At 66.6% G+C, this 11869-nt stretch carries 7 protein-coding genes; 4 read left to right on the top strand and 3 right to left on the bottom strand.

Annotation, left to right across the window (positions count from 1 at the left end; all coding sequences use genetic code 11):
* The first annotated feature begins 135 nt into the window (after positions 1-135).
* Entirely contained in the window at positions 136-927 is a 792-nt protein-coding gene (locus J5J86_RS04545; protein WP_209103701.1) for an enoyl-CoA hydratase-related protein, read from the top strand.
* Between the two features lie 76 nt (positions 928-1003).
* Complete coding sequence (locus J5J86_RS04540) at positions 1004-1180, top strand: hypothetical protein (protein WP_209103700.1); 177 nt, start codon at positions 1004-1006, stop codon at positions 1178-1180.
* 171 nt (positions 1181-1351) lie between these two features.
* On the opposite strand, the gene rnd is transcribed toward J5J86_RS04540, so the two are convergent.
* Entirely contained in the window at positions 1352-2515 is a 1164-nt protein-coding gene (gene rnd, locus J5J86_RS04535) for a ribonuclease D (RefSeq protein WP_209105237.1), read from the bottom strand.
* Between the two features lie 56 nt (positions 2516-2571).
* Positions 2572-4881, bottom strand: coding sequence for a bifunctional diguanylate cyclase/phosphodiesterase (locus J5J86_RS04530; protein WP_209103699.1), 2310 nt, complete (start codon positions 4879-4881; stop codon positions 2572-2574).
* Between the two features lie 251 nt (positions 4882-5132).
* On the opposite strand from J5J86_RS04530, the gene aspS reads away from it, so the two are divergent.
* The gene (gene aspS, locus J5J86_RS04525; RefSeq protein WP_209103698.1) at positions 5133-6995 is read left to right on the top strand and encodes an aspartate--tRNA ligase; all 1863 of its coding nucleotides are present in this window, start codon (positions 5133-5135) and stop codon (positions 6993-6995) included.
* Positions 6996-7231: 236 nt separating this feature from the next.
* On the opposite strand, the gene J5J86_RS04520 is transcribed toward aspS, so the two are convergent.
* Complete coding sequence (locus J5J86_RS04520; RefSeq protein WP_209103697.1) at positions 7232-9226, bottom strand: hypothetical protein; 1995 nt, start codon at positions 9224-9226, stop codon at positions 7232-7234.
* Between the two features lie 321 nt (positions 9227-9547).
* On the opposite strand from J5J86_RS04520, the gene J5J86_RS04515 reads away from it, so the two are divergent.
* Entirely contained in the window at positions 9548-11827 is a 2280-nt protein-coding gene (locus J5J86_RS04515; RefSeq protein ID WP_274706729.1) for an NADP-dependent malic enzyme, read from the top strand.
* Positions 11828-11869: the final 42 nt, after the last annotated feature.

Raw genomic sequence — 11869 nt, 5'->3', positions numbered from 1 at the left:
AGCTTGGCAAGGCCGCCTTCGGCTGCGGCCTGCGGTCGCGCGAGCGGGGAGGGACGGCGGCCTTGCCCGCTTGCGGACCATGGTGCAGCCTTCGGCCAAGCGGCTTGAGCCGCATCATCATGCCGGGAGGATCGCATGTCGGACGCCGAGACCATTCTGTTGCAAAGGGAAGGCGGCGTCGCGCGCATCCGCTTCAACCGGCCCCAGGTTCTGAATGCCCTGAATGAAAGCATGATCCTGGCCTTCGCCGATGTGGTGGCGCAGGTGGCTGACGATCCTTCCGTGCGTGTGGTGGTGCTGTCGGGCGAGGGGCGCGGCTTCCTGGCGGGGGGCGATGTGGGGCGCTTCCATGCGGCGGGCGCCGATGCGCCGTCCGTGGTGGATTCCATCATCGGTCCGTTCCACCGGGCCATGACGCAGCTCACGACCTTGCGCGCGCCGGTGGTGGCGGCCTTGCATGGCCCTGTGGCCGGCGCCGGCCTCAGCGTCGCCTTGGCGGCGGACCTCGCCATAGCCGCCGAGGATGCCAAGTTCACGCTCGCCTATAGCCGCATCGGCACAAGCCCGGATGGCGGCGCCTCCTGGAGCTTGCCCCGTGTGGTGGGGCTGCGCCGCGCCATGGAGATGGCGCTTCTCTCCGATGTGGTCGATGCGGCCGAGGCCCTGCGCCTGGGGCTTGTGAACAAGGTGGTGCCCCAGGAGCGCCTCGCGGCCGAAGTGGATGCGCTGGTGACGCGGCTCGCCGCCGGACCGACCTACGCTTATGGGAAGATCAAGGCGCTGCTGCGTGGCTCGCTCCAGCACAGCTTGCCGGAGCAATTGGAGGCGGAACGGCAGTCCTTCCTCTCCTGTGCCGGCACGGCGGATTTCGCCGAGGGCGCCGCCGCCTTCGTGCAGAAGCGTGCGGCTGTCTTTGAAGGTAAATAACAAAAATAATATGTTATATTGACAATAAACACAGGGAAATGAATTATGGCTCCATAAACTCCATCGGAGATATGGAATGTCTCGTCGCGCTGCTGATGTGCTGCTCCCCCGCCGTTCCCTCGGGACCGTCGGCCCGGCCGCGTGCAGCGGCGCGCGGACGGGCCGCGTTGCTCAATCCTGGCGGGATTGGGTGATGTTCTCCGTGGCCTACGGCATCATCGTCGCGGCGATCATCTTCACCGGCCCCCACTGACGGGGAGGGGGCGCGCGAAAGCGCGCCGAGCGGCGCCGCGTCCCTCGTGCGTGCCGCCGCCCTTTGGGGGCAGGGCGTGCGCAGACAGCGGCGGCGTGTGCGTTGAGTTTGTGGGGCATGGGCGGCTCAGAAGCCCCAAGCCTCGTTCAGGGTGCGCCTTGGGATCTTCCCTCAGGCGTCCACCTTTTCCCGCTCCACCGCCACCACCCGGCCGCGCTCCACGGCCAAAGCGAGCCGCCCGGACTTCAGCGCGAGGGCCCGTTCCCCGAACAATTCTCGGCGCCAGCCGCGCATGGCCTGGACGGGGGCGTCATCGTCCACCGCAATCCGCTCCAGATCGTCCGTGGTGGCGATGACCTTGGCGGCCACCGCATTCTGCTCCGCCGTCATGCGCAGCAGCACCTTCAGCAGTTCCACCGTGGCGGAAGCGCCGTTGGGCAAGGGCTTGTCCCGCTCAATGCGGGGCAAGGTGCGCGGATCGCGGGCGAGGCCGCGCTTCACCGCCTCAAGCACCGCCTCACCATAGCGCGAGCGCTCGAAGCCCTTGGGCAGGGAGCGCAGTTCGGCGAGCTTTTCGGGCGTCTGGGGCTGCTGGGTGGCGATCTCGCCGATCACTTCGTCCTTGATGATTCGCCCGCGCGGCAGGTCCCGGGTCTGGGCTTCCCGTTCGCGCCAGGCCGCCACCTCGATGAGAACAGCGAGTTCTCGGGGCTTTCGGACGCGCGACTTCAGGCGCTCCCACGCGCTCTCCGGATCCTGGCGATAGGTATCCGGCGAGGTCAGTACGTGCATTTCCTCCCCCACCCACTCGGCCCGGCCGCGGGCCTGGAGGTCTTGCAGCAGCGTGAGATAGACCTCCCGCAGGTGCGTGACGTCCGCCACCGCATAGGTCAGCTGGGAGGGGGAGAGCGGCCGGCGGGACCAGTCGGTAAAGCGCGAGGACTTGTCGAGCGCGTGCCCGCAAATGCGCTGCACCAATTGGTCGTAGGAGATGCTGTCACCATAGCCCAGTACCATGGCCGCCACCTGCGTGTCGAACACCGGGTGGGGGATGATGCCGGCCAGATGCCAGATGATCTCGATGTCCTGCCGCCCGGCATGGAAGGCCTTCATCACCTGCTCATTGGCCATGAGGGCGAAGAAGGGGGAGAGGTCCATCCCCTCGGCCAAGGCATCGACGACGATAGCCTCGTCGGGCGACGCGACCTGAACCACGCAGAGCTTCGGCCAAAAGGTCGTCTCGCGCAGGAATTCCGTGTCGACGGTGACGAAATCGTGGCGGGCGAAACGCTCGCAGGCGGCAGCGAGGGCTTCAGTGGTGGTGATCAGCTCCATGGACACAACATAACGGACCTTGATGCTGCCGCGAAAGAGCCAGATTGCTGTGATCGTCAACGAGCCATGCGCATGGCGAGCGTCGCGGCTTCCTCTTCCCCCATGGGGCGGCCAAGCAGAAAGCCTTGCACATGGGTGCAGCCTTCTGTGCGCAGGATTTCCAGCTGCTCCTGCCGCTCCACCCCCTCGGCAGTGATCTCCACCTTCAGGGCCTGCGCGAGGCCGATCATGGCGCGCACGATGGCATGGCCCTGCCCGCCCTGCTCAAGGCCCTCAATGAAGGTCTGATCGATCTTGATTCGGCTGAAGGTGAGCCGGCGCAGATAGGACATGGAGGAATAGCCGGTACCGAAATCGTCGAGCGCCACCGAAATGCCCTGGGCCCGGAAGCTTTCAAAGGCGGCCTCGGCCGCATCGCTCTCATCCAGAAGGGCGGTCTCGGTGATCTCCACCTCTAGGCGGTGCGGCTGCAGGCCGGACTGGCGCAGCGCATTGGTGACTTGCTGGCTGGCGAGGTTGCCGCGGAACTGGATCGGGGAGAGGTTGACAGCCACGCGCATCTGTTCCGGCCACTGCATCGCCGCGCGGCAGGCCTGTTCCAGCACCCAGGCCCCGACGGGGATCACGAGGCCGGTTTCCTCCAGCACGGCAATGAAGCTGCCGGGGCTCACGAGGCCCCGGCTCGGGTGCCGCCACCGCAGCAAGGCCTCAAAGGCCACCAAACGTTGGTCGTGGATGGCGAAGATGGGTTGGTATTGGAGGCAGAACAGGCCCTCCCGCCACGCCGCGTCGAGATCGAGCTCCAGCGTGCGGCGGGTCAGGGCGTTGCGCTCCATTTCCCGATGGAACACGCGGGCTTGGCCCCGCCCGTCACCTTTGGCGCGGTAGAGGGCAAGGTCGGCATTTTTCAGGAGGTCCGTTGTGGTTTCTCCGTGCTCGGGGGCGACCGCGACACCGATGCTGCCACCTGCAATCACCCGGTGACGCTCCACCACGAAGGGTGCGCGGATGGCGGCGAGCAGCCGCTCTGCCAGGGCCAGGGCGGCGTCGGCGTCGGTGCGGGGGTGAAGGATGGCAAACTCGTCGCCTCCCAGGCGCGAAACGGTGGCATCGGCGCCGACGCATCCCTCAATGCGGCGCGCCACCGCTTGCAGCAGCGCATCGCCCACCGCATGCCCGAGCGTGTCGTTGATGGACTTGAAGTAGTCGAGGTCCAGGAACAGCACCGCAAGCGGAAAGCTGGCCTCGCCCTGCCCTAGGGCCTGCGCGATGCGCTCGCCCAGAAGCAGGCGGTTGGGGAGGGATGTGAGCGGATCGTGCCGGGCCGTGTAATGGGCGGTGGCGGCAAAGTTGTGCTGGGAGCGCAGGAACCGGATGGCCACCACCACCAGGCCGCCGATGACGAGGCACAGGAGGACCGCACCGGTGAGGATGGCCCAAGCCTGGGGCCGTACGGAACGCTGCACGGCCGAAAGGGTATCCGTCACCATGACGGCCATGGGATAGCGTTCGGGGCTGTTCACCGCCACCAGCCGCTCCTTGTCGTCCACGAGGCCCGGCGGAGCGATCTGCGGCCCGCGCTGCGCGAGGATGTCGCGGGCCCGCTCCTGGCGCTGTTCCGCAAGGCCGGCCGGGGGCACAAGGTGGGGATGGCTCGCCAGATAAGCGCCGTCGTCGCGCGCCAGCAGGATGGCGCCGTCCCGGCCCAGATTGATGGCGCCGAAGAAGTTCTCGAAATAGGCCTGTTCCATGGCGCCGAGCACGAGGCCGAGGAACTTGCCATCCGGCGTGGTGAAGCGACGGGCGAGATAGATGGTCATGGTGCCCGTGCCGCGATTGGGCACCGGCACCGAGATGAAGGTGTCGGGCCCGGTCATGGACTTCAGGGCGATGAAATAGTCTCGGTCCGAGATGTTGACCGGCGGGATGGGCCAATAGCGCGAGAAATTCAGCAGCTTGCCGTTCTCGTCGATGATGGTGACCGCATCCACATAGGGCAAGGCGTCGATCTTCTCGCGCAGCGTCTGGTGCATCGCCATGGTGGAAACGGCCCGTTGCAGCCCGTCCCGGTCGGTGACGCCGGCGGCAGCGATGAAATCCACCACGGACAGCTGGACCAGTTCGAGCGCCTCGAAGGCCCGGGCGGTCTGTTCCGAAAGTGTCAAGGCAAGGTTGGCCATCTCCCGCTGGCGGTCTGCCACCGCATGGCGTTCCAGGGACAGGACCATGATCGCGGCGGTCGCAAGGGCCGCGACAGCGAACAGGGCGCCGAGCGCCGCCACCCACACCACGCCTTTCGCGCGCCCGGGTGCGGGCGGTCGTGTGACATTCAGCAGAGGGGAGGAATGGTCCGGCGGGACGTCCATAGAAAGCCTTGTGAAACGGACGTGCTTCGCTGCAGGTTACACGGGATGCCCGCCGGCACCTAGATCAGGCGCAACAAATGTGCCGGAACGGCAGCGGCTGTCCCGAGCCGGTCTTTCGCCTGCCTCGTTCATCCGCGCCAGCCGGCCGCCCTTGACAAGGATGGGCCCGCGTGCACCTTCCGCGGCCTGCGTTCCAGCCTCGCGAGGGCCGGCGCGCGCTTGATTTGAGATTTGCCCGAAAGGTCCGCCCCATGCACCGCTACCGCACTCATACCTGCGGCGCGCTCACCGATGCCCAGGTTGGCGAAAGCGTCCGCCTCTCCGGCTGGTGCCATCGCATCCGCGATCATGGCGGCGTGCTGTTCATCGACCTTCGGGACCATTATGGCCTGACCCAGGTGGTGATCGACCCCGACAGCCCCGCCTTCTCCGCCGCCGAGAAGGTGCGCGCGGAATGGGTGGTGCGCTTCGACGGCAAGGTGCGCCTGCGCCCCGAGGGCACCGAGAATGCGGACCTGCCCACCGGCAAGGTGGAGGTCTATGCCACCGAGCTGGAAGTGCTCGGCCCGGCGGCGGAACTGCCGCTGCCGGTGTTCGGCGACCAGGACTATCCGGAAGACATCCGCCTGCGCTACCGCTTCCTGGACCTGCGCCGCGAGCGCATCCACGGCAACATCATGAAGCGCGGCCAGATCATCGACAGCCTGCGCCAGCGCATGAAGGGCCAGGGCTTCTTCGAGTTCCAGACGCCGATCCTGACCGCCTCCTCGCCGGAAGGCGCGCGCGACTTCCTGGTGCCCTCGCGCATCCATCCCGGCAAGTTCTACGCGCTGCCCCAGGCGCCGCAGCAATATAAGCAGCTGATCATGATGAGCGGCTTCGACCGCTACTTCCAGATCGCCCCCTGCTTCCGCGACGAGGACCCGCGCGCCGACCGCCTGCCGGGCGAGTTCTACCAGCTCGACCTGGAAATGAGCTTCGTCACCCAGGAAGACGTGTTCGCGGCGGTGGAGCCGGTCATCCGCGGCGTGTTCGAGCAGTTCGGCGACGGCAAGCCGGTGACCCAGAACTGGCCGCGCATTCCCTATGCGGAGGCCCTGCGCAAGTATGGCTCCGACAAGCCGGACCTGCGCAACCCGCTGGTCATGCAGAATGTCTCGGAGCACTTCCGGGGCTCCAACTTCAAGGTGTTTGCTCGCCTCTTGGAAGACCCCAAGAACGAGGTCTGGGCCATTCCTGGCCCCACCGGCGGCTCCCGCGCCTTCTGCGACCGCATGAACAGCTGGGCGCAGGGCGAGGGCCAGCCGGGCCTTGGCTACGTGATTTTCGACAAGAAAATTCAGTCCGAGGTTTGGGCCAAGGAAGTTGAGCCGCTGACTGGACGCGTAGCCGAGAACGTCCCCTACAACGTCGAGTACCCTGATGAGGCCGTCGGGAAAGGGCCTATCGCTAATAACATCGGTCCCGAGCGTACCGAGGCGATCCGCCAGCAACTCGGTCTGAAAGCCGGCGATGCCGCCTTCTTCGTGGCCGGCGACCCCTCCAAGTTCTACAAATTCGCCGGCCTGGCCCGCACCAAGGTGGGCGAGGAGCTGAAGCTCGTCGACCTCGACCGCTACGAGCTAGCCTGGATCGTCGACTTCCCCTTCTATGAGTGGTCGGACGAGGAGAAGAAGATCGACTTCTCCCACAATCCCTTCTCCATGCCCCAGGGCGGGCTTGAGGCGTTGCAGTCGCAGGATCCGCTCACCATCAAGGCGTTCCAGTACGACATCGCCTGCAACGGCTATGAGATCGCCTCCGGCGGCATCCGCAATCATCGCCCCGAAGCCATGGTGAAGGCGTTCGAGTTGGCCGGCTATGACGAGGCCACCGTGGTGGAGCGGTTCGGCGGCATGTACCGGGCCTTCCAGTATGGCGCGCCGCCCCATGGCGGCATGGCGGCGGGCATCGACCGCATCGTGATGCTGCTGTGCGGCGTCACCAACCTGCGCGAGATTTCGCTCTTCCCCATGAACCAGCAGGCGCTCGACCTGCTCATGGGCGCGCCCTCGGACGTGGCGCCCAAGCAACTGCGCGAACTGCACATCCGCCTGAACCTGCCGCAGAAGTGAGCCGCGGGTCGGCGGCCCCTGACCCAGATGAATCGGCCGCCCGACGAGGGCGGCCGATTTCGTTTCGGGGGTCTTGGGCCGCCTTGCGAGCGGGCGCCCTCTCTTCGCGAAAAGGCACGGATTTGCCGACCGCACGGCATCGCAGGCCGATCCGATCCGGTCGAAGGTGGCGCTAAATCATTGATAGAGAATGCGTGAGCCGCTCAGAGGGCGATGCCATCTGAGCGGTGCAGGCTCTAAGGCTTCGTCGCCGTGACGGTGATGGAGAAATTCTGCAGCGCCAACAAGGGTTCGGAGCCGAGCACATCCATCAGCCGGGCGCCGTCGCGCGGCGTGACGGAGACTGTGAGGGTGCCGGGATCCTTCAGGAATGTGCCGATGGCCGCCGCGATGCCCGGCGCGGACGGGAAGGCGGGCGCAGCCTGATCGGCGGTCTTGGTGAGTTCGGCCAGGAAGCCGTCACGGAAGGCCTCCGGCGTCTGGTCCGCCGCCTGTGCCTGTCCGCGCACCGCCATTTCCACCAAGCCATGGTCGGTGAGCGTCAAGGTCATGGGCCCAGGCGCGATGGCGGGGGCGGAGGCCACGAGCGTGACCGGATCCTCGAATGCGCTGGCTGGCACGTTGGTGAGCGTTGCCTTAGCGGAAAGCGTCGCCGCCTTGTCCAGCATGAGGCGGGCAGGGTCGAGGGTGAGGGTGCCCGAAGCGCGGTCATAGGCAAGGCCGAGATCAAGGTCCAGGGTCGCCTCCTTCATGCCGGCATTGGCCAGGTAGCTGAAGGGGGCGCTGTCGCCTTCCGAGATCGGGCCGCCCAGCCGGGAGACCTTCAGGGTGAACCGCCCCGGCAGCATGCCCACATAGTCGCCCCAGGCCATGTCCAGGTGCTGGAGCGTGACCGGGGGCTGGCCGGCTTCCTCTGGATAGGACAGGCCGGAAATCTCGATGCCCCTGAGGCCTTGCAGCAAAGCGAGCCCGGCTTCGACGGAGGGTTCCGTCCCCTCGCGCATGGCCTTGGCCGAGACCGCGAACACCGGAGTGAGGCTGAAGCCCTTCAGCACCAAAGCGTCCAGCTTCAGGAGCTGGCCATCGCTCGTCTTGCCCTGCAGTCCCCGCAGGGCGAAGCTCTCCAGGACGCCGTCGCGGAAATTGCGCATGCCGAGGGAGTCAACCTCCACCGAGCTTTGCGCATCGCCGACCTTGATGTTCTTCAATTCCGCCGAGACCAGCGCGGCGCCCTTGAGCACATCCGCCGAAATGTCGAACAGGCGTGCGCTCTGGTCGGGGGACAGGGAGCGGCTGTCCTGGGAGAGGGCGGCCAGTTCATCAAGGCGGTTGAAGGAAATGATCGCCGGATCAAGCCCGACGCCTTCCGCCAGGATGGACCCCACCGACATGGTGGGGCCATCGGTCTGGGTGAGGCTGTAGCCGGTGGCGGCGAGGCGGCCATAGATGGTGCGATAGCCGCCTCCCGTCCCGTGCGTTGCGCCGGTGGAGGCCAGGGCCAGGATCGGGGTGGTATCGATCTCGGAGGCGTTGAAATTGTCCAGCCGCCCGCTCATGCGCTCCTCGGGCCCGGGGCCGGTGGCCACGTTCTCGAAGGACATGCGATCGAAGGAGAGGGTGGCTATCTTGCCGCCCTTGATGCCCTCGGCGAGCAGTTGGCGATAGCTGGCGTCCAGGATATGGGGGCGGTCCTTGGGCGGCGTGGTGGTGACATGACCGGCAAGGTCCGGCACCTCCACCCGCGCGGCCACGGCCGCCCCGAACTGGGCGAGGCCGAAGCGCACCGCCTCGTGCTTGCCCGTTCCGTCGGGAACGGCGAGCACATTGGCCGGCCCCTCGAAGCTGCGGATGCGCACCACAGGCGCATTGTAGACCGTCTTCTGGTGGAGCGAAGGCTCGTCGACGCTCACTTCCAGTGCATTCAGCTCGATGCGCTCGGCGGAGAAGCGTCCCGACACCACCGGCGTGACGCCGTCGGCCAGCAGGCTTGCCATCTTGACCGACTTCGACCCGTCCGCGCTGCGGATGGCGATGTTCGATATGGTAAGGGTCCGGGAGAACAGGTCGAAGCCCACGCCCCCATGGGTGGCGGTGGCACCGCTCTGGCGCAGCGCGGCGAATGTGTGCTCCACCTGAGCGGCAGCCTGCGACTTGCTCCAGGCGATCACGCCGAGGAATGCACCGCCCGCCAGCAACAGAAGCGCGCCGATGCCAATCAAAACCTTCTTCATGTCCCGTCCCTGCATCTTTCGTCCGGCACCGTGCCTTTCCCGCACGCAAAGCTCAATGGCCGCGGTGGCAGGAAAAACAAACTTCCACCCCGTGACATCCCCGCCTGCGGGGGCTACCGTGCCGGCCCTTTTCCAGAGCCGGTTCCGCGCACATTGAATCGGGTGGAGATCATGGCGTGCGCGGGGAACGGCCTCTGTTCAATGGGTTAATGTGCGATCCGGTGGCGCACGCCAAGTGAGGCGCCGCGCCATTGGGATGGCACGCTGAAGGTCCACGCGCGCGACGGCTGCACAAGGTTGGGGGAGGACATGGCGTCCAACATGTCGAACATTTCCGACGATCTGAAGTCGGGAGCACTCATTTACCACCGTCTGCCGCGGCCCGGTAAGCTCGAGATCCAGGCCACCAAGCCACTCGGCAACCAGCGCGACCTTGCTCTCGCCTATTCTCCCGGTGTGGCGGCCGCGTGCGAGGCCATCAAGGCCGATCCGCTCCAGGCCGCCGAACTGACCACCCGCGCGAACCTGGTGGCCGTGGTGTCCAACGGCACCGCCGTGCTGGGCCTTGGCAATATTGGTCCGCTCGCCTCCAAGCCGGTCATGGAAGGCAAGGCGGTTCTGTTTAAGAAGTTCGCCGGCATCGATGTGTTCGACATCGAGTTGGCGGCCACCGAGATCGACCATCTGGTGGAGACGGTGGCGGCGCTGGAACCTACCTTCGGCGGCATCAACCTGGAAGACATCAAGGCGCCTGAATGCTTCGAGGTGGAGCGGCGCCTGCGCGAGCGCATGAAGATCCCGGTCTTCCATGACGATCAGCATGGCACCGCCATCATCGTCGGCGCCGCCGTGCGCAATGCGCTGGAGATCGGCAACCGCAAGATCGAGGATCTCAAGATCGTCGTCTCCGGTGCCGGCGCGGCGGCGCTCGCCTGCCTCGGCCTGCTGGTGACGCTCGGTGCCAAGCGCGAGAACATCTGGGTCTGCGACATCGAGGGCGTGGTCTATGAAGGCCGCGAGACCCTCATGGACCCCTACAAGTCCATCTATGCCCAGAAGACCGACGCCCGTTCGCTGGGCGAGGTCATTGACGGCGCCCACATCTTCCTCGGCCTGTCCGCCGGCGGCGTGCTGAAGCCGGAGATGGTCGCCCGCATGGCCGAGCGGCCGCTGATCCTGGCGCTGGCCAATCCCAATCCCGAGATCATGCCGGAAGAAGCGCGCGCCGTGCGCCCCGACGCCATGATCTGCACCGGCCGGTCGGACTTCCCGAACCAGGTCAACAACGTCTTGTGCTTCCCCTACATCTTCCGCGGCGCGCTCGACGTGGGCGCCACCGACATCAACGCGGAAATGAAGATGGCGGCGGTGGAAGCCATCGCCGCGCTTGCCCGTGAGACGCCTTCCGACGTGGTGGCCCGCGCCTATGGCGGCGAGACCCGGGCCTTCGGTCCGGACAGCATCATTCCCTCGCCCTTCGACCCACGCCTGATCCTGCGCATCGCGCCGGCGGTGGCAAAGGCGGCCATGGATACCGGCGTCGCCACGCGGCCCATCGCCGACCTGGAAGCCTATGTGGACCAGCTGGACCAGTTCGTGTTCCGCTCCGGCTTCATCATGCGTCCCCTGTTCCAGCGGGCGAAGCTGGAAAAGAAGCGCGTGATCTATGCGGAGGGCGAGGACGAGCGCGTGCTGCGCGCCGCACAGGCCGTGGTGGAAGAGGGCATTGCCCGTCCGATCCTGGTGGCGCGCCCCGGCGTGCTGGAGACCCGCCTGCACCGCTTCGGCCTGTCCATCCGACCGGGCGTCGATTTCGACGTGATCAATCCCGAGGATGATCCGCGCTATCGCGACTTCGTGCGCTCCTATGTGGAGATTGCCGGCCGCCGGGGCGTGACGCCCGATGCGGCCCGTACGCTGGTGCGCACGTCGGCGACCGTGATCTCGGCGCTGGCCGTGCGCAAGGGCGAGGCGGACGCCATGCTGTGTGGCATTGAGGGCCGCTTCATGCGCCACCTGCGCCATGTGCGCGACATCATCGGCCGCGCGCCGGGGGTGAACGAACTGGCCGCCCTGTCGCTGCTGATCACGCCAAAGGGCAATTTCTTCATCTGCGACACCCAGATCCAGGCCGAGCCCACCCCGGCTGACCTCGCCGAAATGACGGTGCTTGCCGCCGCCCATGTGCGCCGGTTCGGCATCGAGCCGCGGGTGGCGCTGCTGTCGCATTCCAACTTCGGCAGCCACGAGACCACCAGCGCCAAGCGGGTGCGCGCGGCGCTCGATCTTATCCTCGAGCGCGACCCTGGCCTTCAGGTCGATGGCGAGATGCAGGCGGACACCGCTCTGGTGGATGAAATCCGCCAGCGCACCTTCCCGGCTTCCAACCTCGACGGCCCTGCCAATGTCCTGGTGATGCCCGATCTCGACGCGGCGGACATTGCCTACAACATGATCAAGGTGCTGGGCGACGCCCTGCCGGTGGGACCCATCCTCATGGGCACCGCCAAGCCGGCGCACATTCTCGGCCCCTCCATCACCGCTCGCGGCATCGTCAACATGACGGCCGTGGCCGTGGCGGAGGCCCAGGGCACGCTCTGACCGCATGGGATCTGGAACCTGCAACGGCCCGGCGCAAGCCGG

The organism is Aquabacter sp. L1I39 (assembly GCF_017742835.1).
Taxonomy (GTDB): Bacteria; Pseudomonadota; Alphaproteobacteria; order Rhizobiales; family Xanthobacteraceae; genus L1I39.
The sequence above is the reverse complement of the archived record's forward strand: the minus strand, read 5'-3'. Positions and strand labels throughout refer to the sequence as shown.

Bases quoted from the DNA above. Each gene is read 5' to 3' on its own strand.
- rnd (WP_209105237.1), bottom strand. From the start codon at position 2,515: ATGGAGCTGATCACCACCACTGAAGCCCTCGCTGCCGCCTGCGAGCGT.
- J5J86_RS04520 (WP_209103697.1), bottom strand. From the start codon at position 9,226: ATGAAGAAGGTTTTGATTGGCATCGGCGCGCTTCTGTTGCTGGCGGGC.
- J5J86_RS04530 (WP_209103699.1), bottom strand. From the start codon at position 4,881: ATGGACGTCCCGCCGGACCATTCCTCCCCTCTGCTGAATGTCACACGA.
- aspS (WP_209103698.1), top strand. From the start codon at position 5,133: ATGCACCGCTACCGCACTCATACCTGCGGCGCGCTCACCGATGCCCAG.
- J5J86_RS04515 (WP_274706729.1), top strand. From the start codon at position 9,548: ATGTCGAACATTTCCGACGATCTGAAGTCGGGAGCACTCATTTACCAC.
- J5J86_RS04540 (WP_209103700.1), top strand. From the start codon at position 1,004: ATGTCTCGTCGCGCTGCTGATGTGCTGCTCCCCCGCCGTTCCCTCGGG.
- J5J86_RS04545 (WP_209103701.1), top strand. From the start codon at position 136: ATGTCGGACGCCGAGACCATTCTGTTGCAAAGGGAAGGCGGCGTCGCG.